Raw genomic sequence first — 24363 nt, 5'->3', positions numbered from 1 at the left:
TCCTAGGGCGCAAGCAGCGCCTTGCGCACCAGGTCGACCTGCCGCGTGCAGCCCATCTTGGCCATCAGCGAGCCGAGCTGGCTGCGCACCGTGTGCACCGACACGCCCTGCGCGCCGGCATGCTGCTTGGGCGACTGGCCTGCGACCAGCGCCGCCAGCACGCGCGCCTCGGCAGGCGTGATGCCGAAGGCGCTGCAGAGGCCGTCGGTCGAGGGCACCGCCTGCGAACGGCCGAGGCGGATGCGCGCCAGCACCAGCACCTCCTCGCCCAGGCTCAGCTGCGGTGCGGCGCGAGCCATTTCCAGTTCTTGCAGGCCTGCCGATCCGCCGGCGATGGGCAGGCAGACCCGCTGACGCGATTGCGCCGCCAGCCGCAGGCCGGCCGCCAGCGCCTGCTGCGTCTGTGCATCCGGATGCCAGAGCCGCTGGCCGCGCAGGCGCAGCAAGCGGCTGGTGCCGAAGAACTCCTGCGCGCCGGCCGATGCGCGCAGCACCGTGCCCGCAGGCGTCAGCAGCAAGACCGCCTCGCCGAAGGCCGCGAGTGCGGATTCGGCGCCGCCGAGCCACAGCCGGGCGCGCTCGTCGCGGCGCGCCAGCCCGTGGCGCAGCGCCTGGGTGACGCGGCGGATCCGCGTGCTGTCGAGCAGCCGGCGCGCATGCGCGGCCGTGCTGCGCTGCACCGTGAGGCCGCCGCGGCGCTGCGGGCCCTCGTCGACGACGCAGGCCAGCATCTGGCGCGCGCCGTGTCGGCACATGAAGTCGGCGTAGTAGAGGTTCTTCGAGAGAAAGGCGGGCGAGAACAGCTCGTGCGTGTCGAACCAGCTCCCGGGCGCGGCGCCCAAGGTCGGCGGAATCAGGATGTCGTGCGCGCAGAAATGCTGCACGTATTCGCGCTCGGCGGCCGGTGAAACATTGACCTGCTGAAAGCTCAGCAGCTCGCTGCCGCGCTCCAGCAGGATGAAGGTGGCGCTGTCGCCGCCGATCACCTGCTGCATGCTTTGCAGCAGCTCGCGCCATGGCGGCTGCGGATCGTCCAGGTGCGCGATGGCGTCGAGCGCGCGGCGCAATGCGAGATTCCGGTTCATGTAGTGCCTCCCTGGCCTGCCGGTTTTTCCCACGGCCATGATGCGCGCCCGCGCCGCCGGGTGTCAACGCGGCTCGGGGTAGCCCCTAGCTCCTCGCCGATCGCCGCGCATCGTGCATTTGCGTGATGCGCCGTGCAAACCGCCCTCCCACACTGTTGAGAACGAAGGTTTGCTTTTTCGGCGGACCCGGTGCCCGACACAACCTGGAGGAAAAAGACCATGCACATTCGATTCACCAGAGCGGCCGTTCCGTCGGCCTGCGCAGGCCTTCTGCTCGCGCTGTCCGCCTGCGGCGGCGGAGGAGGTGGCGGCGGCGGCGGCGGCGGCTTTCCGCCGTTCGGCCCCCCGGGCGGCGGCAACCCGCCGTCGTCCCCATCGCCGGTCACGGTGTCGGGCAAGGTGATGGTGCTCGGCCCGGTGAGCGGGGCGCTGGTCTGCGTGGACCGCAACCGGAGCGGCGCCTGCGACGAGGGCGAGCCCGCGGCCGCCAACAAGACCGGCGAGGACGGCGCCTACAGCTTCGGCTACACGCCGGCCGATGCGGCCGCGGCAGCCGAGCTTGCCGCCGCGCCGCTGCTGGCGCAGGTGGACGGCGGCAATCCCTCGCTGCCATCGTTCTCCCAGCCCTTCACCATGAGCGCGCCGGCCGGGCACCGCGGGCAGGTCAATCCGCTGACCACGCTGCTGCAGGCGGGCGTGGCGGCCGGCCTGGCGCCCGAGCGGGCCGAGGCGCTGGTGCTGCTGCAGCTGGGCCTGCCCGAGCTTGCCCAGCTGTACGACTACCAGGCCGTGCCCGTGACCGACCCCGGCCGCTTCGAGGACAACGCCTTCACCGCTGCGCTGGTCACGGCCGATGCGCTGCACAGCGGCGTGGCCTTGCGGCTGGTCGATCCGGCGACCGTCACGCCGGTGGCTTCGGACCAGCTGGCGCGGCTGGATTTCACGCGCGCCGACGACTACCGCGCGCGGACCTATCCGACCGATGGCGTGCCCGACCCGGCCACCGGCAAGCTGAAGCTCACCGACCGGCGCGAAGGCCTCACCAACGGCGCCCCCACCGCGCACGACACGCTCTACGGCGTCGTGCAGCTGGGCGCCAACGGCTGGGTGCGCTGCGACGAGAACGCGGGCTTCACCAGCACCCTTGGCACGCCGAGCCGCAGCGACTATTGCGGCGGCACCACGCGCAGCCTCGGCCATGCCGCGGTCACCGACATCTCCGGCCGCAAGATGGCCGAAGTGGTGGCCGAGATGCAGGCGGCCGATGGCAACAGCATCTTCGGCGTGGTGCCGGCGACCGCTTTCGCCAACCCGGACGCCACCTTCCCGGCCGGCTCGCAGCTGCGCTACCGGCGCGGCGTGGACCTGGTGCAGCCCTATTCGATCAACCTGGCCAATCCGAGCGAGACCACAAGCTTCGCCACGCTGGAAGCGTTGATCGCGGCCTTCCCGGCTTCGGGTGCCACCCTGCCGGCCGGAACCGGCACCATCAGCCTGGGCGTGCTGAACGAACAGCAGACGCGGCTCTTGCGCGCGGCCTTCACCGGCGCCGGCACGGTGCAGTACTACGCCTGCAACTTCGATTCCGCCACCAACGCCTACGACACCTGCGCGGCCACCGAGACCGGCACGGTGGAGATCCGCACCGAGGGCGGCGCGCGCTTGCTGGCCTTCAACAGCGGCCATCCGCCGACCGACGTGGGGTCGCTGCGCACCTTCGGCGAATACAGCGGCAAGGTCTATGTGGTGCGCACCACCAAGTCCGACGCCCGATACAACCTCAACAGCGCGCGCCGCCTCAACGGCGTGGCGTGGGAGGCGATGAAGCCCCAGCTGGGCATCGGGAGCGGTGCATGAAGCACATCCTGTGGCGTACCGCGGCCTGCGCCGGCATGCTGGCCATGGCCGCCGGGCCGGCCGCGGCCCAGGCGGCCGACGGCCTCGAAGGCGACTGGACCGCGCGCATCACGCTCAAGAACGGCCGCCAGGTCGATGCGCAGATGCAGCTGCAGGCCGCCGGAGGCACCTGGCGCACGCTGGCGCAGAGCACTGCCGACCCCTGTGTCGGCATCCCGACCCCGATGCTGTGGCGGCGCGTGGAAAGCGGCGTCTACGAGCTGCACTTCCAAGGCAGCAAGGCGCTCACCGGCTGCCGCGACAACCTCATCACCTTCCAGCAGCTCGACGCCGGCACGCTCAGGGGCCGCTCCGACGCCGGCGCGGAGATCGTGCTGACGCGCCGCTGAGCGGCGGCTGGCCGGCGCCGCGCACGGCCGCATAGCGCCGCATCGTCTGCTCGCGCGCCTCGGCGTGGTCGATCACCGGCCTGGGGTAGGTCTCGCCGAGCTTGATGCCGGCGGCTTCCAGTTCCACCGGCGATGCCGTCCAGGGCGCGTGGATCGCGGCATTCGACAGCCCCGCGAGCTGCGGCAGGTAGCGCCGGATGAACTTGCCTTCGGGGTCGAAGCGCTCGCTCTGCGTCACCGGGTTGAAGATGCGGAACCAGGGCTGCGCGTCGCAGCCGCTGGAGCTGGCCCATTGCCAGTTCCCGTTGTTCGAAGCCAGCTCGAAGTCGTTCAGGTGCAGCGCAAAGTAGCGTTCGCCGCGCCGCCAGTCCAGCCCCAGGTCCTTGCAGAGGAAGCTGGCCACCACCATGCGCAGGCGGTTGTGCATGTAGCCGCTCTGGTTGATCTGCAGCATGGCCGCGTCCACCAGCGGGTAGCCCGTGCGGCCCTGGCACCAGGCCTCGAACAGCTGGTCGGCATGCTTGCCGTGGTGCCACTGGATCTTGTCGTACTCGGGCCGGAAGCTCTTCGACTCGCCGCCCGAATGCACGTGCGGAAAGTGCACCAGGATCTGGAAATAGAACTCCCGCCAGATCAGCTCGCCCAGCCAGGCGGCCGCGCCCGCGTCGCCTTGCAGGAAGAGCTGGTGCGCAACCCCCGCCAGCTGCCGGATCGAGACGGTGCCGAAGCGCAGGTGCACGCCCAGGTAGCTCGGCCCCCGCACCGCCGGAAAATTGCGCGCCGCGTCGTAGCGGTCGATGCGCTGGAAGAAGTCCTCGAACAGCGCCGCCGCACCCTGGCTGCCGGTGGGAATGCCGAGCTCGGAGAGATTGCTCCGGCCAAAGCCGAGGTCCTCGAGCGAAGGCACCGGCGTGCGATGGGCCGCGGGCGGCGGCGCCAGCGCATCGGCATGGCTGCGCACCGGGTAGGGCTTGAGGAAGAAGGCGTCCACCTTGGCAAGCCAGGCCCGCTTGTAGGGCGTGAACACCGTGTACGGCTGGCCGGTCTTGTTGAGAGCTCGTCGCGCTCGAAGACGGTGGAGTCCTTGTAGGTGTAGAAGCTCACGCCCGCGTTGGCCAGGGCGCCCAGCACCTGGGCATCGCGCGCCAGCGCATCGGGCTCGTCGTCGCGGTTGGCGAAGACGGCCTGCACGTCCAGGCTGTGGGCCAGCGCCGGGATCTCCTCGATGGCGTGGGCGTGCCGCACGATCAGCCCGCCACTCAGCGCCCGCAGTTCTTCCTCGAGCTCCACCAGCGATTCCCGGATGAATTCCACGCGCCGGTCGATGCGGGGCAGCGGGTCCAGGATGGCCCGGTCGAACACGAAAACGCACACCACCTGCCGGCAGGCCCGCAGCGCGTGGTACAGGGCCGCGTTGTCGTCCGCGCGCAGGTCGCGGCGAAACCACATGAGCCCTTTGGGATAGGTCTTGTCGACGGCCAGTAAAATCGGCGGCATATGGCTGCCGATTCTGCCCCGATGAACCTTACGCATCACTTCCTGATCGCGATGCCGGGGATGGAAGATAAAACTTTCAACCGCAGCGTCGTCTACCTGTGCGAGCACAGCGAGCGCGGTGCGCTCGGGCTGGTGATCAACAAACCCAGCGACATCAACCTGAAGGTGCTGTTCGAGAAGATCGAACTGCACCTGTCGCGCCCCGAACTCGGCGACGCTCCCGTTTTCCAGGGCGGGCCGGTGCAGACCGAGCGCGGCTTCGTGCTGCACGAGCCGGTGTTCACCCATGCCGAGAAGCCCGAGGAATCGGTCTACGCCTCGACCATGACCATTCCCGGCGGCCTCGAAATGACCACCTCCAAGGACGTGCTCGAAGCCCTGGCCACCGGCGCGGGCCCGCGCAAGGTGCTGGTTTCGCTCGGTTATTCGGCCTGGGGCGAGGGGCAGCTCGAATCGGAACTGGCCGAGAACAGCTGGCTCACCGTGGGCGCCGATCCGGCTGTGATCTTCGACACGCCGGTCGAGCAGCGCTACGACCGGGCGCTGCTGCTGCTGGGCCTGGAAGCCTGGAAACTGTCGCCGGAAGCGGGACACGCGTGATGGCCGCTGCCATGCCAGACGTTCCCGCCCCTCCCGCCGCTCCCTCCGCCGCCCCTGCTGCCGTTGCCGTTCCCCCCCACTTCCAGAGCTTCCTGGCCTTCGACTTCGGCCTGAAGCGCACCGGCGTCGCCAGCGGCAACCGCCTGCTCGGCGCCGCGACGCCGCAGGCCACCATCAAGGCCGAGGGCGATGCCCGGTTTGCACAGGTGGAAGCCCGCATCAAGGAATGGCAGCCCGACGCGCTGGTGGTCGGTGTGCCGTACCACCCCGACGGCGCCCCGCACGAGAACACCCGCCGCGCGCAGAAGTTCGCGCGGCAACTGCGCGGGCGTTTCAATCTCCAGGTGTTCGAGGTCGACGAGCGCTACAGCACCACCGAGGCGCTGGCCTCCGGCGCGCGCGATGCCGATGCGGCCTCGGCCTGCATCATCCTGGAGCAATTTCTAAGGAGTCTTCCGTGAGTTCAATACCCGATGCCGAAGCGCTCTACACAGACCTCCTGGCCGGCGTGAAAGCGCTGATGCGCGCCGATACCAAGCTGGTGGGCATCACCTCCGGCGGCGCCTGGCTGGTCGAGCGGCTGCAGAAGGACCTGGGCCTGCCCGGCGCGCCCGGCGTCATCTCGTCGGCCATGCACCGCGACGACTTCGCGCGCCGCGGCCTCTCGGCCAGCGCGCAGACCGCGCTGCCCTTCGACGTGAACGGTGCCGACGTGCTGCTGCTGGACGACGTGCTCTACACCGGCCGCACCATCCGCGCGGTGCTCAACGAGCTGTTCGACTTCGGCCGCCCGGCCTGCGTGCGGCTCGCGGTGCTGGTGGACCGCGGCGGGCGCGAGCTGCCGGTGGCGGCCGATTTCGCGGCCGCGAAGCTCACGCTGCCCGATACGCAGCTGCTCGCATTGGCCCGCGCCGATGATGGCGCCTTCAGCCTCAAGGTCGAGGAGAACCGTTGATGCTCTACAAGCGAAACCCGCAACTCAACAAGAACGGCGAGCTGATTCACCTGCTGTCGATCGAGGGCCTGCCCAAGGACATCGTCACGCACATCCTCGACACCGCCGCCAACTTCACGAGCGTGAGCGACCGCGAGGTGAAGAAGGTGCCGCTCTTGCGCGGCAAGAGCGTGTTCAACCTGTTCTTCGAGAACTCGACGCGCACCCGCACCACCTTCGAGATCGCGGCCAAGCGCCTTTCGGCCGACGTCATCAACCTGGACATCGCGCGCTCCTCGGCCACCAAGGGCGAGTCGCTGCTCGACACCATCGCCAACCTGAGCGCGATGGCGGCCGACCTGTTCGTGGTGCGCCACAGCGAGTCGGGCGCGCCCTACCTGATCGCGCAGCATGTGGCGCCGCACGTGCACGTGGTGAACGCCGGCGACGGCCGCCATGCGCACCCGACGCAGGGGCTGCTCGACATGTACACGATCCGCCACTACAAGAAGGATTTTGCGAACCTCACGGTCGCGATCGTCGGCGACGTGCTGCACTCGCGCGTGGCGCGCTCCGACATCCATGCGCTCACCACGCTCGGCTGCGCCGAGGTGCGCGTGGTGGGCCCCAAGACGCTGGTGCCCGGCGACATGGCCGGCATGGGCGTGCGCGTGTGCCACACGCTCGAAGAGGGCATCAGGGACTGCGACGTGATCATCATGCTGCGCCTGCAGAACGAGCGCATGAGCGGCGCGCTGCTGCCCTCGTCGCAGGAGTTCTTCAAGACCTACGGCCTCACGCCCGAGAAGCTGCAGCTGGCGAAGTCGGATGCCATCGTGATGCATCCGGGCCCCATCAACCGCGGCGTGGAAATCGACTCCGCGGTGGTCGACGGAAAGCAGAGCGTGATCCTTCCCCAGGTCACCTTCGGCATCGCCGTTCGAATGGCCGTCATGAGCATCGTCGCAGGTAACGAAGCATAGACATGTTGCTCGCCCCCAGTCTTCGCGCACTTCGTGTCGCTTCGCCAACCCCCTACCGGGGGCAACACCTGAGGCCCGGCGAAGCCGGTTCCTCGGTGTTTCCCGAAAAGGCCCTGACCGCCACCGGAAGTACAGACGCATGAACATCCTCATCTCCAACGGCCGCGTGGTCGATCCCGCCTCGGGCATCGACAAGAAGACCGACATCGCCATTGCCGACGGAAAAATCGCCGGCATCGGCCGCACGCCGGCCGGCTTCGAGGCCGAGCGCACTCTCGATGCCACGGGCTGCGTGGTCGCGCCCGGCCTCGTCGACCTGGCCGCGCGCCTGCGCGAGCCCGGCTACGAGCACGAAGGCATGCTCGAAAGCGAAATGGCTGCGGCCATCGCGGGCGGCGTCACCAGCCTCGTGTGCCCGCCCGACACCGACCCCGTGCTCGACGAGCCCGGCCTGGTCGAGATGCTCAAGTTCCGCGCCGAGAAGCTGCAGGGCGCACGGCTCTTTCCGCTCGGCGCGCTCACGCGCAGCCTTGCGGGCGGCGTGCTCACCGAAATGGCCGAGCTCACCGAGGCCGGCTGCATCGGCTTCAGCCAGGCCGACGTACCGCTCGCAGACACCCAGGTGCTGCAGCGTGCGCTGCTCTACGCGAGCACCTTCGGCTACACCGTGTGGCTGCGCCCGCAGGACCGCGACCTTGGCAAGGGCGTGGCGGCCAGCGGCCCGCTGGCCACGCGCCTGGGCCTCTCGGGCGTGCCGGTGTCGGCCGAAACCATCGCGATCTTCACCATCGTCGAGCTCATGAAGAGCACCGGCGCGCGCGTGCACCTGTGCCGCATCTCCAGCGCCGCGGGCGTGGCGCTGGTGCGCGCGGCCAAGGCGCAGGGCCTGCCGCTCAGCTGCGACGTCAGCATCAATTCGCTGCACCTGGCCGACACCGACATCGGCTTCTTCGACAGCCGCGCGCGCCTCAACCCGCCGCTGCGCCAGCAGGGCGACCGCGACGCGCTGTCGGCCGCGCTGGCCGACGGCACCATCGATGCGCTGGTGTCCGACCACACGCCGGTCGAGGCCGATGCCAAGACGCTGCCCTTTGCCGAAGCCGAACCCGGCGCCACGGGGCTCGAACTGCTGCTGCCGCTGGCGCTGCAGTGGGGCGAGCGCAGCGGCGCGGGCATCGTGCGCGCGCTGGAAGTCATCACGTCCGCGCCCGCGCAGCTGCTGGCCGCCGCCGATGCAGGCACCGGCATCGGCCGGCTGGCCGAGGGCGGCGTGGCCGACCTGTGCGTCTTCGATCCGGGCCTCGAATGGCAGGTGCAGCCCGATGCGCTCAAGAGCCAGGGCAAGCACACGCCGTTCTCGGGCTATCCGCTGGTGGGGCGCGCGCGCCACACCCTCGTCGCGGGCCGCGTGGTCCACGGCTGAAAGGGCCCGCTCCTCGATGGTTCATTCACTGAAGGCCTGCTGGCGCCTGCTGCATGCGGTGGGGCACGCGCTGGGTGGCTGGTGGACGATCCGCTTCACCTTTCCGGGCCTTTCGCAGGCAGAGCGCAACCTGCGCGTGCAGCAGTGGTCGCGGCGCCTGCTCGAGATCATGGGCATCGCGCTCCAGGTGCAGGGCAGGCCGCCCGCGCAGGGGCCGGTGCTGCTCATCAGCAATCACCTCTCGTGGCTAGACATCACGGCCATCCATGCCGCCTGCCATGTGCGCTTTGTCTCGAAGGCGGGCGTGAAGCACTGGCCGCTGATCGGCACGCTGTCCACCGGCGCGGGCTCGCTCTACATCGAGCGCGAACGCCGCCGCGATGCGCTGCGCGTGGTGCACCACATGACCGAGGCGCTGCGCAACGGCGACCTGATCGGCGTGTTCCCCGAGGGCACGACGAGCGACGGGCGCGGGCTGCTGCCCTTCCATGCCAACCTGCTGCAGGCCGCCATTTCGTCGGGTGCGCCCGTGCTGCCGGCCGCGCTGCGCTTTGCCGATGCGGCCACCGGGGAAACCAGCCAGGCGCCGCGCTACATCGACGACGACAACCTGCTGACCTCGCTCTGGAACACGCTGCGCGCGCCGCCGCTCGTGGCCATCGTGCGCTTCGGCGAGCCGCAGGCCTCGCACGGGCGCGACCGCCGCGCCTGGGCCCAGGCGCTGCACGAAGACGTGCAGCAGCTGCGCCGCGAGACGCACTAGCCGCACGGCGCGGCGCGGCACAGGCAAAAAAAGCGCTCCCGAGGGAGCGCTTAACGACGCACGGAGCGTCGTGAGGAGGAACCGGAATTCGTGCATCCGACATTGGCCGGGCCGGCGGCCGCCGCTTGCGGGAGAAATCAATCCATGCGCGTGGGCGGGTGCCTACAGGGCAGGGCGGCCCGCCGGGCCGTGGCTATCCCGGCCATGAGAATTGCCAAACCCGCCAGGGCCCGAAGCGTTGCACCATGCAGGTTCTACGCTGGAGAAAGAACCTGATGAGAATGCTGAGGAAAATCGTGGGTGGCGCCATCTCCCTTGCGGGGGCGATGGTGCTCGTGGCGCGGCACTTGTGACGGCGGAATGGGCTGAATGAATACTATGGTTTGTAAGTAAGCGCACAGCAACACTACTGCCCGAGGGGCCGTGCGAACCGGTCGCATTTCGGCGCCCATAATGCGCCTGCGACCCACGCCAGAGGCCGCATCGAGACGCGGCTCCGGTCCTTCGAGGCGAGCCAGCCACATTCCTCTCTGGCCTTCACGGGATGACATCATGAGCGTATTGCAGATGTTTCTACCGGCGTCCGAACCAGCTCGCAGCGAGGCCCTGGAGCTCATTCGAAGAACACACCACTTGCCGCGCCACCTCGTGAGAGGCACCGGGCGCAGGAGCCTGGGCGAATCCGGACCGGGCCCGCTGGTCGGGCCGGTGCAGAGCCAGCAGCAGCAGGCGTCGTCGCAGGGCTTGCAGGCCATGGCTGCGCCGCAAGGCCGGCTGCAGGCCGAATGAGGGCGGCGCCTTCGCGCTGATCCGGCCGCCCCGCTCGGCCGTCTCTCCACCGTCTCACTCGGCCGTGGCCGGGTCGATCACGCCATGCACCCGGTCGATGCGGTCGGCCGGGAAGCCGCCGAGTTCCGCATGCTTGCGCACCAGCGCCTCGTCGGCGGCCTGGTAGATGCAGTAGATCCGGTCGTCGGTCACATAGCTGTGGACCCACTGGATGTCGGGCCCCATGCTGCCCAGCACGCCGCAGGACTTCTGCGAGATGGCTTTCAGGTCGGCCGGCGTGAACTTGCCGGCGCCGGGGATGTGCCGTTCGATGAGGAATTTGGGCATGGCGATACTCCTGTCTAGAATCGGTCGGAGCGACCAAGACCGATGGTGCCGGCGCGAAGCACCGTTGTATTGCCCGCTGCACCGGACTTGTTGACCGAAACCCCGCCCTCGCTTGCCGGGAGGTGACCATGGATGTCTTGTCGGACGTGCTGCGGACCATCCGCCTGGAGGGCGCGCTGTTCCTGAACGGGGACATGCATGCGCCCTGGTGCTTCAAGGTGCCCAAGGGCGCGCACATGGCGCAATTGCTCAGGCCCGGCGCGCAGCGGCTGGCCATCTGCCACCTCGTGCTGCAAGGCGAATGCTGGGCCCAGGTCGACGGCGGGGAGCCGATCCGCGCCCATGCCGGCGACGTCATCGCCGTGCCGCATGGCGACTCGCATGTGGTGGGCAGCGGCCTGCTCCAGGCGGCGGTGGACGTGGCGCATGTGGTGAACCCGCGGGCGCCCGAGCTGGAGCGCATCCGCTACGGCGGCAATGGCGACCGCACGGTGCTGGTGTGCAGCTGGTTCGCCTACGAAGGCGATGCGCCCAACCCTCTCATGGCGAACATTCCGCGCCTGTTCACCACGTCGCTGCGCAGCAGGCCGGCGGGCCCGTGGATCGAGCAGTCCGTCAACTTCGTGCTGGGCGATGCGGCTTCGCACACGCCCGGTTCCGAGATGGTCGCCGCCAAGGTGGCGGAAGTGCTGTTCGCCGAAGTGCTGCGCGGCTACATCGAATCCATGCCCGCCAACAACCCCGGCTGGCTCGCGGGCCTGCGCGACCCCCACGTGAGCCGCTGCCTGGCGCTGATGCACGGCGATCCCGCCCGCAACTGGACGGTCGACGCGCTGGCGCAGGAAATCCATGTCTCGCGCAGCGTGCTGGCGGACCGCTTCGCCGAACTGGTGGGCGCGCCGCCCATGCACTACCTGACGCGCTGGCGCATGATCCTGGCCGCCGGCATGCTGCGCAAGGACCAGGGCAACCTGGCGCGCATTGCCGAAGGTGTCGGCTACGAGTCGGAAGCGGCCTTCAACCGCGCCTTCAAGCGCGAGTACGGGGTGTCGCCCGGGGCCTGGCGGCAGAACGGGGCGCGGGCCTTGGTGCCGGATGCGGCGCCCTGAGGTGGGGTGTCGTGGGTCAGTCTCGGACGGAAATTAGTTCCATGGCCGGGCCAATTTTCGGTGGCAATCAACGCCATGCCCACGTGCGTGGCGCCGCCGATTCCGGCGTGTGCGCAGGTGGCGCGTGCGAGCGTCTACTAGAGTACGCGCATGCCCTTCCGCCCATGCGATCTCCTCGCCCGTTCCCTGGCCGTCAGCGCTCTCGCCTCCGGGCTCGCCGTGGTGGCCCATGCACAGCCGAAGCCTTTGGACGATGGCGAAACGCTCCCCGCCATCACCGTGGATGCCAGGGGCCGTTCGGAAGCCGCCCAGCAAGTTCCGATCCCGCTGACTTCGATCGATGGCGAGGCCCTCGAGACGCAGCAAAGCTGGCGGCTCGAAGACCTGCAGCAATGGTTGCCGAGTACCAGCATCACCTTCGGCGATCCGCGGCAATCGGCCATCGCGGTGCGCGGCGTCGGCAGGAATCCATCGAACGACGGCCTCGAGGGCAGTACGGGCATCTACCTCGACAACGTCTACCTGGGCCGCGCGGGCATGGCGACATTCGACCTGCTCGACATCGAGCGCGTGGACCTGCTGCGCGGGCCGCAAGGCACGCTCTTCGGCAAGAACACGACCGCCGGCGTGCTGGCGTTGCACACGCGTGCGCCGAGCCGGGAGACCGAGCGCAGCCTGCAACTCTCGATCGGGCAGCGCGGACTTGCGCAGGGGCAAGCCATCTTCGCGGGGGCCCTGTCGGAAGAGACGGCGGGCCGGCTGCTGGTGTACGGCACCCATGAACGCGGCAACATCGAGAACCTCTACGACGGCGGCAGCGTCAACGGGGGCCATCGATCCGGCATTCGCGGCCAATGGCTGCTGCGCCGTGGCGACGCCTTCAGCCTGCGCCTGATCGCCGATGCGCACCGCGAGCGCTCCACGTACGGCACCCGCGTCATCTACTCGCTGGGAAGCGGACCGGCGGCGGCCCGCGCATGGGCCGGCGGCGCCACCGGCATCGTCACCGACCCGCGGCGCTATGCGGTCAATACCGACGGCGTGGAGCGCGTCGATCTCGACCAGGGTGGCGTGTCGGCCGAAGCGAGCTGGAAGCTCGGGTCCGGCGCCACCGTCACGTCCATCACCGCCGGCCGTTCATGGAAGTTCGTGCCGACGGCCAATGACAACCTCAATATCCCCGTGCTGATCGACGGCGGCTCCCGCGTGCGCCAGCAGCAGTTCTCGCAGGAGCTGCGCTACGCGGGGCCCACCGGCGGTGCGGTCGACTATGTGGTGGGCGCGTTCTACATGCGCCAGCGCATGCGCAACGAGATATTCACCGTGTTCGGTCCGCGGGCAGACATCGTCCTGCAGGGAACGTCCTTGCCGGTGCTCGCCAACGCGAGCACCGTGAGCTTCGGCGCGCTCGACACGGAGAGCTTCGCGCTCTTCTCCCAGGCCACGTGGCACGCCACGTCCAGGCTCGACCTCACGGCCGGCCTGCGCATCACGCAGGAGCGCAAGGACGGGCGCACCCATCGCGGCGACTCGACCGGTGGTGCCGCTGCCACCGCGTTCCTGCGCAATCGTCCGATCGTGCTCGGTGCCTACGACACGGGCCCCCTGGCCATCCGGAAGACCAGTCCGTCGGCGCTCCTGGGTGCGAGCTACCGGCTGGATGACGGCGCGATCGGCTACGTGAGCTTTTCGCACGGCGAGCGGTCGGGCGGGATCAATCTGGCGGGGCCGGGTGCCGCTCCCGGCCCGCTCGGCGCCTCGTCGCTGATCATCGGGCCCGAACGTGTCGACAGCCTGGACGTCGGCGTCAAGAGCAGCCTGTGGAATGATCGCCTGACACTCAACCTGAACGCCTTCCTGGCAGGCGTGCGCGGCTACCAGACGTCGATGTTCGTGCCTGCTGGCGCAGGCGCGGGCAACTACGTCGAGATCCTCACGAACGCGGGCGATCTCCGTAGCCGGGGACTGGAGCTGGATGCCACTGCGCGACCGGCGCGCGGGCTGACCGCGTGGGCCAACGCCGCCTTCAACGATGCACGCTATCAACGCTATGAGGACGCGCCTTGTCCGTCAGAACGCGCGTTCGTGCCGCAGGGGCGCTGCAGCCTGAGCGGACGGCAGGTTGCCGGGACGCCGCGCTGGACATTCAACGTGGGCGCCGAATACCGCAGGCCCGTGAGCCCCACCACCCAGCACTTCGTTTCAGCGGCGTACGCGTGGCGGTCCGCACAGGACGGCACGCTCGACGGGTCGGTCCACTCGCGCATCCCGGCCTATGGCCTGCTGAACCTCGCCACCGGTTGGAAGGTCGCACGGGGCAATGAAATCTGGAGCATTTCGCTCTGGTTGCGCAACGCGCTCGACAAGAAGTATTTCCCGACCGTGGCCGCCACCGCGAACGGTGCCTACGTGGCATCGGTCGGGACGCGGCGCACCCTGGGACTGACAGTCCGGCTGGACTACTGACCTGTTGGATTCCGCCGGTCATGTGACTTGTTCGAGCGGCGCAGCCGGAAGCACGAGGCGGAATGTCGACCCGCTGGCGCCTGTTTCGTGCAGTGTCACGTCGCCGCCATGGCGCATCGCGATCTCGCGCGACAAATGAAGCCCCAGTCCGGTGCCGGCCACCGCGCTCGCGGTTTCGGCACGGAAATATTTCTCGAAGATGCGGGCCTTGTCGGCCATTGCGACTCCGGGTCCGCGGTCGATCACGTCGACCTGCACGATGCCGCCCGTGTGCCGCAGCACGACATGCACCGGTCGTTCCGGCGGCGAGTACTTCAATGCGTTCTGCATCAGGTTCTGCAGCGCGATCTCGAGCAGCGCTCGATCGCCGCGCACCTTGGGCAGGGGTTCGCGCACGTCGATGGACAGGCGCGAAGCGCCGGGAAAGTGGAAGCTCTCGCACAGGCCACGCGCGAGCGCCGCCATGTCAACGACTTCGAGGCGAAGCATCCGGTTCTCGGGCTGGAGGCGGTCGGCCAGCAGGATGTTCTCGATCAGCATGGTCAGGCGCTGCACGGCGCGCCGGATCCGCTCGGTGCGCTGCTTCACCACCGGCTCCCCGCCGAGCTTCGAGATGTCGAGCGATTGCGCCGCGCCGTCGATCACTGTCAAGGGCGTGCGGAACTCGTGCGAGACCATCGAGACGAACTCGCGCTGCTGCACGATCGCCTGGCGCTCGACCTCGAGCGACTCACGCAGCCGGGCCTCCAGACGGGCGCGGGCCGCGATCTCCTCGTGCAGCGCGGCATTGGTCTGCTGCAGTTCGGCGGTGCGTCGCACGACCGTGCCTTCGAGCGCCTGTTCGGCTTCCAGCCGCACTGCGAGCACGCGCTCGCGCTCGGCGCGGTAATCGCGCTCGGCGCGCCGCGTCCGGTCGGCCACGGCCACGTTCAGCAGGACGAGGTGGCACATGGTGCCGAGCCAATAGATGCGGTCGGGCGTCACGCCGGGCACCTGGTCGCCGAGCCAGAGCTTCAACAGCCCGTAGAGCCCCAGCACCGTTCCCACCGCGAAGGCCGAGGCGGGCAGCAGGTACTGGAACTGGCGCCGCACGAAGAGCAGGTAGCAGACGAAGACCGCGCCGAACAGCGTGGACGCGGCGCTGCCCGCGCTGACCCAGGGGGCGATGGCGGCGTGATGGCCGGCCAGGGCCAGCATGAACGCAACGAAGTTGTACACCACGACCGCGTTGAAGAAATGTGCCGCGGGCGGCCAATGGCGCCGAAACTGGAAGATGCGCGCCATGAACGCGGTACCCACCATGTTGAAGAAGCAGTTGACGACCAGCAGCGTCTGCACAACGCGCTCGGGGCGGTCGCCGAGGAACCACTGCGCTGCGAACCCCTGGCGGTTGACCGACAGAGCCGCGATGCAGAACACGTACAGCGCGTAATGGGCGTAGAGCCCGTCCCGCAGCCAGGCCCCGAAGATCAGGTTCATGCAGACGGCGAGCAGGGCGGCGCCAAGCAGCACGCCCATGATGGTGTAGTCGGCCGTGCGGTCGCGCTCGAAGCCGGCAGGCTGCCACAGGTCCAGTTCGGCCCGCAGCGGTGGCCCGTCGTTGCGCAGCCGCAGGAAATAGACAGCCGGCTCGGTCGGCAGGTCGACCGGGAACGCGAAGTCGTGGTCGGGGATCTCGCGCGCCGCGAAAGGTCGGGCGTCGCCGAGCGGCGTCTCGACGAAGCCGCCGCGCCCGTCCGGCGCATACAAGGTGGCTTCGTGGATGCGCGGCGGTCGCACGCGCAGCAGCCATCGCGCGGGCGCGTCGACCGTGCGCGCGAGCGAGAAGCGCAGCCACACAGCGTCGCGGCTGAAGCCTTCCTCCACCGGCCCTTCGATCGGCGCGAAGCCGCTTCGCTGCGCGCCGTGCGCGACGTCGGCGATACGCCACCCGGCCGAGGGGTCGCGCTGGATCTCGAGGCCCCCGGAGAGTGGGATGCCGCGGCCGAGGCCATCGGAAGCCGACAGTACCAGCGCCCTGGCGGGCATTGCCAAGCACCACAGCAGCAGGAACAGAAGAACAAGCAGGCGGCCCGGACCCGCCCGGGTGGTTTCGACGTCGAGGCGCATTGGGACGCGACTTTATACTTTCCGCGCCATGCCATCCCCGAGCCCGCGTACCGGTCTTCTCGTCCATGTGATCGAGGACGACGAAGACATCCGTGCAGAAACCGTCTTCGCACTCGGAGAGCTCGGCTTCGACGCGGAAGGCTTCGGCGACGCCCCGTCGTTCTACAAGGCGTTCGCGGTCCAGCCCTGCGACATCGCGGTGGTGGACATCGGCTTGCCAGGCGAGAGCGGCCTCGCGGTCGTTTCACATCTGCGCGCAGTGCAGCGACGGCTCGGGCTGGTGCTGGTGACCGCGCGGGGCGAGCTCGAGGACCGGCTGCTCGGGCTGCGCGAAGGTGCAGACGCCTACCTGGTGAAGCCGGTGAACATGCTGGAATTGGCCGAGACGCTGAACGCCGTCGGTCGGCGACTCACGGTCGCACCGCAGGGGAACGCAGCGACCCTGCCGGCCGCACCCGCCGACTGGCGCCTGCTCGAGGGCGACTGGATCCTGGGTGACCCCGAAGGCCGGCAGATGGCGCTCACCACCAGCGAGCGCGCCTTCCTCGCCTGCCTTTTCGGGCAGCGCGGCACGGCGGCGAGCCGCGACGACCTGATCCGCGCGCTCGGTGGCGACGTGTTCGATTTCGACGAGCACCGCATCGATGCAATTGCCAGCCGGCTGCGGCGCAAGGCCGCGAAGCTCGGCATGCGCCTGCCGCTGCATTCGGTGCGCGGCACAGGGTACGTGCTCGCGATCTGACGCTGCCGGGACTGCCGAGCTCGCAGGAGCCAGGCACACGGTCAGGAACCGTCAGAAAAGGTCAGGAAGGGCGCATGAAACAAACGATCGGGGCTTGCACCATGCGGCACGCGCAACGCGCCGCATCTTCATGTCCTACTGGTTCCAATCTTCCGAGCCTGCGCACATCATGGTCATCGACGACAGCGTCGAAGAGCTCCAGGTGCTGCTTGCCGCGCTGCGCGGCGCCGGCCATCGCATCAGCCTTGACTTCGACGCGCTCGGAGGCTACCGCCGCGCCGGGGTGCTGCAGCCGGACTTGATCCTGCTTGATGTGCACTTGGGGGCCACCAGCGGCTTCGAGGCGTGCCGGCTGCTGAAGGCGGACCCCACCACCGCGCACATCCCGGTGATTTTTCTCACCGCCGGTGCAACGCTCGAGGAGCGGCTGACCGGTCTGCGAGAGGGCGGCGTCGACTACATCCTCAAGCCCTTCGAACCCGAAGAGGTGCTGGTACGCATCGCGGTCCATCTCGCGCTCGCACGCCGCGGCGCGCAACCGCCCGACGGTGCCGCCGAGGCGCCCCGCAGGCCGCCGGCGTCCGAAGACGAAGCACCCCATGACCTGGACCGCGTGATCGCCAGGGCTGCGCAGCGGCTGATCGAGAGCGACCTTGCGAACATTCCACCGCTGCCGGCGCTCGCCGCACGCGTGGGCACGCACGAGAAGCGGCTGACGCGGGCGTTCCGTGCCCACACGGGGCGCACCGTGCTCGAGTTCGCGCGCGAGGAGCGGCTGTCGCGCGCGCAGCGTCTGCTCGCCCAGACGCCGCTCAGCATCGAGGACGTGGCGCATGCAATCGGGTTCTCGGGTGCCGCTAACTTCACGACGGCGTTCAAGGAACGCTTCGGCAGCACGCCTGCGGCGTTTCGGCGGCTGAGTCGCGACTGCGCGTGCGGCGCCTGAAAAGCGGCGTTCGAGAACCCCGCATCAGCCGGCTGGGCGTGGCGGGCACGACCCCGTTCGCACCACCGGTCGGCATGGTGCGTTACGCGTCGGGGGCGCGGCGGCCCACGCCGGCCTGGCGGCAGGCGGACGGCGTGCAGTTGAAGTACTCGCGAAATGCCGTCGCAAAATTTGCGGCGCTCGAGAACCCCACCGCCGCGGCAATCTCCTCGATGCGCATGGCCGATTCGAGCAGCAGGCGGTGCGCCTCGTGCAGCCGTGCCTCGCGTACGAACTCGAAGACCGTGCGGTTCGCCAGTTCCTTGAACACGCGCGACAAGCGCTTCTCGTGCGTGCCCACGCGCGCAGCCAGTTCGCGCAGCGGCAATACATGGCTCAGGTCGGCGAGGATCAGTCGCTCCGCCGCCTGCATGAGCATGCGGTCCACGTCCGAGCCCGGCGCGCCGTCATCGTTCGTTGCAGGGCGGTCGGGTGGGGACGCAGATCTTGTGGCAGGGGCAATGCGCGACCTGCGGGATTCGGCCAGTGCCAGATGAATTTCGACCCGGGCCATCACCTCGGCCGGATCGAAGGGCTTCACGATGTAGTCGACCGCGCCGGCCCGCAGGCCCGTCAAGCGCCCTTCCAAGCTGGCCGAGGAGGTCAGGAAGATCACCGGAATGTCCGCAGTGGCCGGGTCGGCCTTCAGCAGGCGGCAGGCGGCGAACCCGTCGGTGCTGCCCGGACCCACGTCGAGCAGCACCAGGTCCATCTGCAGCGCCGTCGCGCGCCGATAGCCCTCCATCGCGCCGAAAGCGTGGGTGATGCCGTAGCCGGCGCCCTGTAGCGTTTCCAGCAAGGGCTTGAGTTCGTCGACGCCTTCGTCGACCACCAGAAGACGAACTCTCCGGGGCTCCGGGGGTGACCAATATGACATGGAAAAAACGGGCACGGCAGTGGGACCGCGCTCTCTGGGTGAAGGCTATGAAACCAAGATTTATTGGTAATCATTCTCACCATTGCCCGCCTGCTCCGGTTCTTCTCACCGGCGAATTAGCCACGTTATCTCGCAATTTGTGTGAAGTATTCGACGTTTGCTTACCTTTGTAAAAAGTTGTCCGTCACGGCAAAAGCGGCGACCTCTTCGGCAAAAGCCCGGCTCGCCCCCCGCACCAAGAATCCCGCCTCGTGCAAGCGCAAGCCGCGTGACCCGGCCGGGTCTTGCTGGCGAGTCCTCGAGAGCCCCGGCACTCGAGATTTCCCAATGTGCGACCCAGGTTGTTCGTCCAGGACGAAGGCGCCCCGGGGTCTGGAGTCAAGAAGCAAGGACAAATCATGGAAGCTGTTTACAAGTCTGGTGGTGCATCCCGCAAAGCGGCGGCAGACACCCCTCTGGTTCTGGATCGCCCATCGATCGTCTCGCTGAAGATCGCGCCCGAGAGCGTGCTCAAGTTCGAGCGTCGCGGCGGCGACCTCGTGCTCGTGTTGCAGGGCGGCCAGGAAGTCGCCGTGCGCGGCTTCTTCGCCGAGTACCCTGACGGCGGCCGCAACGACCTCGTGCTCGAAGACGGCGCCGGCGTGCAGTGGTGGGGCCAGTACACCGCGCCCTGGAAAGACTTTCACTTCACCGAAATCGAATGGACCGACGCCGGCGCCGCGCTACTGCCCGACGGCGTGCCCGGCTGGCTGCTGGGTGCGCTCGGCGTGCTCGGCGTCGGTGCCGCCGCGAGCGGTGGTGGTGGCGGCGGCGGCGGTGGCAGCCCGGCCTTCATCCCGCCGCTGCTCCCGCCGCAGAACCGCGGCCCCGAAGGCAAGGCCGAGCCCGTCGTCACCGGGCAGGACAAGCCCGTTGCCGGGCAAGTGCAGGCCGCCGACCCGGACCGCGACACGCTGAACTTCACCGTCGCCAAGGGCCCCGAGCACGGCACCGTCACCGTCGACCCGTCCACCGGCCAGTTCCTCTACACGCCCAACCCCGGCTACGAAGGGTCCGACAGCTTCGAAGTGACCGTCAGCGACGGCAGGGGCGGCACCACCACCGTGAAGGTGCCCGTGACCGTTTCGCCCGTCAACGACGCGCCCACGGCGCCCGACTACACCGAGACCACGAACGAAGACACGCCCGTGAGCGGCCGCGTGACCGGCAGCGACATGGACAGCGGCGACACGCTGACCTACGCGAGGGGCAGCGATCCGTCGCATGGCACCGTGACAGTCAACCCGGACGGCACGTACACCTACACGCCCAACCCGGACTTCAACGGCACCGACAGCTTCACCGTCACGGTGAGCGACGGCCACGGTGGCACGACCACCAGCACCGTGACCGTGACCATCAACCCCGTCAACGACGCCCCTGTGTTCGTCGACGGCGGTGGCACCCCGGTGAACACGACGGACGGCTACGTCTTCGGCTACGACGAGAACCGTCCTGCAGGCGCCGTGCTCGGCACGGTCCACGCCACTGACGTCGACAGCGCGACCGTCACCTACAGCATCCTCTCGGGCAACGACAACGGTTACTTCGCCATCGACCCGGTCACGGGCGAGATCAGCCTCACGCCGGCGGGCGCTGCGGCGTTCGTGAACGACTACGAAGCGGGCGCCAACGCGCACGCGCTGGTGGTCGGCGCGAACGATGGCACGGTCACGACGAACATCCCCGTCACGCTCAATGAGCAGAACCTCAACGAAGCACCGACGGCGCTCGGCGACACCAAGACCACGGACGAAGACACGCCGGTCAGCGGGCAGATCATCGGAAGCGACGTCGACGGCGACACGCTGACCTACGTGAAGGGCAGCGACCCGGCCCACGGCACGGTGACGGTCAACGCCGATGGCACCTACACCTATGTTCCCGGCCCGAACTTCAACGGCACCGACAGCTTCACCGTCACGGTGAGCGACGGCCACGGGGGCACGACCACCAGCACGGTGAACGTGACCGTCAACCCGGTGAACGATCTGCCCACGGTCCCGGACTACACCCAGACCACGCACGAAGACACGCCCGTCAGCGGCCAGGTCATCGGAAGCGATGCTGATGGCGACACGCTGAGCTACGTGAAGGGCAGCGATCCAGCCCACGGCACGGTCACGGTCAACGCCGATGGCACCTACACCTACGTGCCCGGCGTCAACTTCAACGGCACCGACAGCTTCACCGTCACGGTGAGCGATGGCCACGGCGGCACGACCACCAGCACCGTGACCGTGACGATCAACCCCGTCAACGACGCCCCCGTGTTCGTCGACGGCGGTGGCACCCCGGTGAACACGACAGACGGCTACGTCTTCGGCTACGACGAGAACCGGCCCGCAGGCGCCGTGCTCGGCACGGTCCACGCCACCGACGGCGACAGCGCGACCGTCACCTACAGCATCCTCTCGGGCAACGACAACGGCTACTTCGCCATCGACCCGGTCACGGGCGAGATCAGCCTCACGCCGGCGGGCGCTGCGGCGTTCGTGAACGACTACGAAGCGGGCGCCAACGCCCACGCGCTGGTGGTCGGCGCGAACGATGGCACGGTCACCACGAACATCCCCGTCACGCTCAATGAGCAGAACATCAACGACGCACCGAAAGCGCCCGACGACACCAAGACGACGAACGAAGACACGCCCGTCAGCGGCCAGGTCATCGGCACCGACGTCGATGGCGACACGCTGAGCTACGTGAAGGGCAGCGACCCGGCCCATGGCACGGTCACGGTCAACGCCGATGGCACGTACACCTACGTGCCCGGCGCCAACTTCAACGGCACCGACAGCTTCACCGTCACGGTCAGCGACGGCCACGGCGGCACGACGACGAGCACCGTGACCGTGACCGTCAACCCCGTCAACGACGCCCCCGTGTTCGTCGACGCCGGTGGCACCCCGGTGAACACGACAGACGGCTACGTCTTCGGCTACGACGAGAACCGGCCCGCAGGCGCCGTGCTCGGCACGGTCCACGCCACCGACGTCGACAGCGCGACCGTCACCTACAGCATCCTCTCGGGCAACGACAACGGCTACTTCGCCATCGACCCGGTCACGGGTGCGATCAGCCTCACGCCGGCGGGCGCTGCGGCGTTCGTCAACGACTACGAAGCGGGCGCCAACGCGCACGCGCTGGTGGTCGGCGCGAACGATGGCACGGTCACGACGTCCATCCCCGTCACGCTCAACGAGCAGAACCTCAACGAAGCGCCGACGGCGCCCGACGACACCAAGACCACGAACGAAGACACGCCCGTCAGCGGCCAGATCGTCGGCAGCGACGTCGACGGCGACACGCTGACCTACGTGAAGAGCAGCGATCCGTCGCATGGCACGGTCACGGTCAACGCCGACGGCACGTACACGTACACGCCCGGTGCCAACTTCAACGGCACCGACAGCTTCACCGTCACGGTGAGCGACGGCCACGGCGGCACGACCACCAGCACAGTGAACGTGACCGTCAACCCGGTGAACGACGCGCCATCGGCCTCAGTGAACAACGCAGAAGCCGTCTCCGAAGGCAGCCTGCCCGGCGGCATTCCGGCTGCGGGAGAGCCGCCGCTGCAATCGACCGGCACCATTTCCATCGCGGACCCGGACAGCGCGGCCGGCGACCTGTCGGTGTCGCTGAGTGGCCCCAACGGCGTCACCTCCGGCGGCCAGCCGGTGTCGTGGACCTGGGACGCGGGCACGCACACGCTCACGGGCAGCGTCACCGTCGGCGGCGTCACCACCGAGGTGATGACCGTGGCTGTGGGCAATGTCAGCGCCACGGGCGCGGGGCAGTTCGAGGCGGGCTACACCGTCACGCTGAAGGCGCCGATCGATCATCCGCCGGGCAACGGCGAAGGCGTGTCGAACCTGCACTTCGAAGCCGTGGTGAGCGATGGCCAGGCCAGCGGCGCGCCGGTGGGCTTCGAGGTGCCCGTCAAGGACGATGCGCCGGTGCTCGTGAACGGCGAGCAGGCCGTCGACGTGGCGCCGATCGATACCAACCTCATGGTGATCCTGGACCTTTCCGGGAGCATGGGCCAGGAAACCCCGACACGCCTCAGCCGTGCGAAAGAGGCGATCCAGAATCTGATCGACGGCTACGACCTGTACGGCGACGTGCGGGTGCAGCTCGTCACCTTCAGCACGACCGGGGCCTCGCAGCAGGCCTGGATGACGGCGGCCGAAGCCAAGGCGCTGGTGCAGAACCTGCAGGCCGCTGGCAGCACCAACTACGACGCGGCCCTGGCTGCGGCGATGAACGGCTTCTCGGCCACCGGCAAGCTGGACGGGGCCCAGAACGTGTCCTACTTCCTCACGGACGGCGAGCCGACGCTGGGCGACGGCAACACGGCGCAGTTGGCGAACAGCAGCAACAGCAGTACGGCCGACAGGGGCATCCAGGCCGGGGAAGAAGCGATCTGGACGAACTTCCTCAACACCCACCAGATCAACTCGTTCGCACTGGGCCTGGGCTCGAGCCTGAACGCGGAGGCACAGGCTTTCATCGACCCCATCGCCTACAACGGCAACACCGGCGCGAACACCAATGGCCAGATCATCACCGACACGAGCCAGCTGAACGACGTGCTGCAAGGCACGATCAGCGTGCCACCCACCGTCAGCAACCTGCTGACCGGCGGCCTCGGCGGCTCGTCGGGCTTCGGTGCCGACGGCGGCCATGTGTCCACGCTGAGCATCGACGGCACCACCTACGCCTTCGACAGCAGCACCGGCCTGATGACGAAGGCCGGCCCCGCCGCCGGCAGCGACTACAGCTACGACGCGGCGACGCACCAGGTCACCATTGCCACGGCGCAGGGCGGCAAGCTGGTCGTGGACTTCGACTCGGGCGAGTTCAGCTACCAGGTGGCACCGCGCACCAGCGGCTCGCACAACTACGACGAGACGCTCAGCTACCAGGTGGTCGACCGCGACGGCGATGCGAGCAACGCGGCCACGCAGACGCTGCACGTCAACTACACGCCCGCAGCCGGTGCAGCGGGGGCGGCAGCGCTCTTCACCTCGGCCGACTCGCTGGGGCTGGCCGGCGTCGACGCAGCGACGGTGTCGCTCGAGCAGCAGCAACCGCACGACGCGCCGCATTCCCCCTACGGCGACAGCCCATGGGGCGGCACGCAGCTGTCCGACATGCTGCATGCCTACAACGCGGCCGAGTCGCTGCAGGTGCTGCTGCAGGCCGCGTTCCCGCCGGCCTTTGCGAGCACGCAGGCATCGCCCACGGTGCTGGCCCTGGCGTCGTCGGCCGACTCGCTCACGGCCTACGCACCGCCCGTGGCCCCTTCGCTCGACGACGAGCTTCACATGGGCCTCGCGTTTCACCACTGACCCACCGGGGCGTCGGCGCCGCTTGCGGCGTC

18 protein-coding genes and 1 pseudogene are annotated in these 24363 nt (G+C 68.8%); 14 read left to right on the top strand and 5 right to left on the bottom strand.

All coding sequences use genetic code 11. The annotated features are described in order from the left end of the window. Positions 1 to 2: 2 nt before the first annotated feature. Entirely contained in the window at positions 3 to 1085 is a 1083-nt protein-coding gene (locus ACAM58_RS22830) for a helix-turn-helix transcriptional regulator (RefSeq protein ID WP_062367250.1), read from the bottom strand. A gap of 219 nt (positions 1086 to 1304) precedes the next feature. Here ACAM58_RS22830 and ACAM58_RS22825 point away from each other — a divergent pair, with 219 nt between their 5' ends. Together ACAM58_RS22825 and ACAM58_RS22820 are read left to right on the top strand one after the other, a co-directional pair. Beyond that, complete coding sequence (locus ACAM58_RS22825) at positions 1305 to 2942, top strand: hypothetical protein (protein ID WP_369663610.1); 1638 nt, start codon at positions 1305 to 1307, stop codon at positions 2940 to 2942. Further along, positions 2939 to 3331, top strand: a complete 393-nt coding sequence (locus tag ACAM58_RS22820) for a hypothetical protein (protein WP_062367256.1) — start codon at positions 2939 to 2941, stop codon at positions 3329 to 3331. Before ACAM58_RS22825 ends, ACAM58_RS22820 begins: the two co-directional genes overlap by 4 nt. Here the strand turns inward: ACAM58_RS22820 and ACAM58_RS22815 are convergent. Beyond that, positions 3282 to 4828, bottom strand: a pseudogene (locus ACAM58_RS22815) (deoxyribodipyrimidine photo-lyase). The gene ACAM58_RS22820 and the pseudogene ACAM58_RS22815 overlap by 50 nt on opposite strands. On the opposite strand from ACAM58_RS22815, the gene ACAM58_RS22810 reads away from it, so the two are divergent. The 7 genes from ACAM58_RS22810 to ACAM58_RS22780 all read left to right on the top strand — a co-directional run bounded on the left by ACAM58_RS22810 (position 4829) and on the right by ACAM58_RS22780 (position 10320). Further along, positions 4829 to 5428, top strand: a complete 600-nt coding sequence (locus ACAM58_RS22810) for a YqgE/AlgH family protein (protein WP_015867381.1) — start codon at positions 4829 to 4831, stop codon at positions 5426 to 5428. An 11-nt stretch (positions 5429 to 5439) separates the two neighbouring features. Further along, positions 5440 to 5889: a Holliday junction resolvase RuvX gene (gene ruvX / locus ACAM58_RS22805; protein ID WP_369663609.1), complete on the top strand. Its 450-nt coding sequence runs from the start codon at positions 5440 to 5442 to the stop codon at positions 5887 to 5889. Beyond that, positions 5886 to 6383, top strand: coding sequence for a bifunctional pyr operon transcriptional regulator/uracil phosphoribosyltransferase PyrR (gene pyrR / locus ACAM58_RS22800; protein ID WP_062367262.1), 498 nt, complete (start codon positions 5886 to 5888; stop codon positions 6381 to 6383). Before ruvX ends, pyrR begins: the two co-directional genes overlap by 4 nt. Beyond that, entirely contained in the window at positions 6383 to 7345 is a 963-nt protein-coding gene (locus tag ACAM58_RS22795) for an aspartate carbamoyltransferase catalytic subunit (RefSeq protein WP_015867378.1), read from the top strand. Before pyrR ends, ACAM58_RS22795 begins: the two co-directional genes overlap by 1 nt. A 139-nt stretch (positions 7346 to 7484) precedes the next feature. After that, a complete protein-coding gene (locus tag ACAM58_RS22790; RefSeq protein ID WP_018906249.1) occupies positions 7485 to 8768 on the top strand; it encodes a dihydroorotase in 1284 nt (427 codons plus the stop codon). Positions 8769 to 8784: 16 nt separating this feature from the next. After that, the gene (locus ACAM58_RS22785; RefSeq protein WP_018906250.1) at positions 8785 to 9531 is read left to right on the top strand and encodes a 1-acyl-sn-glycerol-3-phosphate acyltransferase; all 747 of its coding nucleotides are present in this window, start codon (positions 8785 to 8787) and stop codon (positions 9529 to 9531) included. 633 nt (positions 9532 to 10164) lie between these two features. Then, positions 10165 to 10320, top strand: a complete 156-nt coding sequence (locus ACAM58_RS22780; RefSeq protein ID WP_018906252.1) for a hypothetical protein — start codon at positions 10165 to 10167, stop codon at positions 10318 to 10320. Positions 10321 to 10374: 54 nt separating this feature from the next. Here ACAM58_RS22780 and ACAM58_RS22775 read toward each other — a convergent pair whose 3' ends face one another. Further along, complete coding sequence (locus ACAM58_RS22775; protein ID WP_015867374.1) at positions 10375 to 10647, bottom strand: DUF4242 domain-containing protein; 273 nt, start codon at positions 10645 to 10647, stop codon at positions 10375 to 10377. A gap of 128 nt (positions 10648 to 10775) precedes the next feature. Here ACAM58_RS22775 and ACAM58_RS22770 point away from each other — a divergent pair, with 128 nt between their 5' ends. After that, positions 10776 to 11756, top strand: a complete 981-nt coding sequence (locus tag ACAM58_RS22770; protein WP_018906253.1) for an AraC family transcriptional regulator — start codon at positions 10776 to 10778, stop codon at positions 11754 to 11756. A gap of 150 nt (positions 11757 to 11906) precedes the next feature. Further along, positions 11907 to 14222, top strand: coding sequence for a TonB-dependent receptor (locus ACAM58_RS22765; RefSeq protein WP_369663608.1), 2316 nt, complete (start codon positions 11907 to 11909; stop codon positions 14220 to 14222). A gap of 18 nt (positions 14223 to 14240) precedes the next feature. Here ACAM58_RS22765 and ACAM58_RS22760 read toward each other — a convergent pair whose 3' ends face one another. Next, entirely contained in the window at positions 14241 to 16331 is a 2091-nt protein-coding gene (locus tag ACAM58_RS22760; RefSeq protein ID WP_369663607.1) for a 7TM-DISM domain-containing protein, read from the bottom strand. Positions 16332 to 16359: 28 nt separating this feature from the next. Here ACAM58_RS22760 and ACAM58_RS22755 point away from each other — a divergent pair, with 28 nt between their 5' ends. Together ACAM58_RS22755 and ACAM58_RS22750 are read left to right on the top strand one after the other, a co-directional pair. Further along, a complete protein-coding gene (locus tag ACAM58_RS22755) occupies positions 16360 to 17073 on the top strand; it encodes a response regulator transcription factor (RefSeq protein ID WP_015867370.1) in 714 nt (237 codons plus the stop codon). Positions 17074 to 17203: 130 nt separating this feature from the next. Continuing rightward, positions 17204 to 18019, top strand: coding sequence for a DNA-binding response regulator (locus ACAM58_RS22750; protein ID WP_278879246.1), 816 nt, complete (start codon positions 17204 to 17206; stop codon positions 18017 to 18019). Positions 18020 to 18101: 82 nt separating this feature from the next. Here the strand turns inward: ACAM58_RS22750 and ACAM58_RS22745 are convergent, their stop codons facing one another. Continuing rightward, positions 18102 to 18890, bottom strand: a complete 789-nt coding sequence (locus ACAM58_RS22745; RefSeq protein WP_369663606.1) for a helix-turn-helix domain-containing protein — start codon at positions 18888 to 18890, stop codon at positions 18102 to 18104. Between the two features lie 443 nt (positions 18891 to 19333). Here ACAM58_RS22745 and ACAM58_RS22740 point away from each other — a divergent pair, with 443 nt between their 5' ends. Next, on the top strand, positions 19334 to 24331 hold the full coding sequence (locus ACAM58_RS22740) for an Ig-like domain-containing protein (protein WP_369663605.1): 4998 nt from the start codon (positions 19334 to 19336) through the stop codon (positions 24329 to 24331). The last annotated feature ends 32 nt before the right edge of the window (positions 24332 to 24363 follow it).

This window comes from Variovorax sp. V116 (genome assembly GCF_041154435.1).
Lineage (GTDB): Bacteria > Pseudomonadota > Gammaproteobacteria > Burkholderiales > Burkholderiaceae_C > Variovorax > Variovorax paradoxus.
The sequence above is the reverse complement of the archived record's forward strand: the minus strand, read 5'-3'. Positions and strand labels throughout refer to the sequence as shown.

Coding starts and splice junctions, on each gene's coding strand:
- ACAM58_RS22760 (WP_369663607.1), bottom strand. CDS start 16,331: ATGCGCCTCGACGTCGAAACCACCCGGGCGGGTCCGGGCCGCCTGCTT.
- ACAM58_RS22750 (WP_278879246.1), top strand. CDS start 17,204: ATGTCCTACTGGTTCCAATCTTCCGAGCCTGCGCACATCATGGTCATC.
- ACAM58_RS22775 (WP_015867374.1), bottom strand. CDS start 10,647: ATGCCCAAATTCCTCATCGAACGGCACATCCCCGGCGCCGGCAAGTTC.
- ACAM58_RS22790 (WP_018906249.1), top strand. CDS start 7,485: ATGAACATCCTCATCTCCAACGGCCGCGTGGTCGATCCCGCCTCGGGC.
- ACAM58_RS22830 (WP_062367250.1), bottom strand. CDS start 1,085: ATGAACCGGAATCTCGCATTGCGCCGCGCGCTCGACGCCATCGCGCAC.
- ACAM58_RS22795 (WP_015867378.1), top strand. CDS start 6,383: ATGCTCTACAAGCGAAACCCGCAACTCAACAAGAACGGCGAGCTGATT.
- ruvX (WP_369663609.1), top strand. CDS start 5,440: ATGCCAGACGTTCCCGCCCCTCCCGCCGCTCCCTCCGCCGCCCCTGCT.
- ACAM58_RS22770 (WP_018906253.1), top strand. CDS start 10,776: ATGGATGTCTTGTCGGACGTGCTGCGGACCATCCGCCTGGAGGGCGCG.
- ACAM58_RS22740 (WP_369663605.1), top strand. CDS start 19,334: ATGGAAGCTGTTTACAAGTCTGGTGGTGCATCCCGCAAAGCGGCGGCA.
- ACAM58_RS22825 (WP_369663610.1), top strand. CDS start 1,305: ATGCACATTCGATTCACCAGAGCGGCCGTTCCGTCGGCCTGCGCAGGC.
- ACAM58_RS22785 (WP_018906250.1), top strand. CDS start 8,785: ATGGTTCATTCACTGAAGGCCTGCTGGCGCCTGCTGCATGCGGTGGGG.
- ACAM58_RS22820 (WP_062367256.1), top strand. CDS start 2,939: ATGAAGCACATCCTGTGGCGTACCGCGGCCTGCGCCGGCATGCTGGCC.
- ACAM58_RS22810 (WP_015867381.1), top strand. CDS start 4,829: ATGGCTGCCGATTCTGCCCCGATGAACCTTACGCATCACTTCCTGATC.
- ACAM58_RS22755 (WP_015867370.1), top strand. CDS start 16,360: ATGCCATCCCCGAGCCCGCGTACCGGTCTTCTCGTCCATGTGATCGAG.
- ACAM58_RS22765 (WP_369663608.1), top strand. CDS start 11,907: ATGCCCTTCCGCCCATGCGATCTCCTCGCCCGTTCCCTGGCCGTCAGC.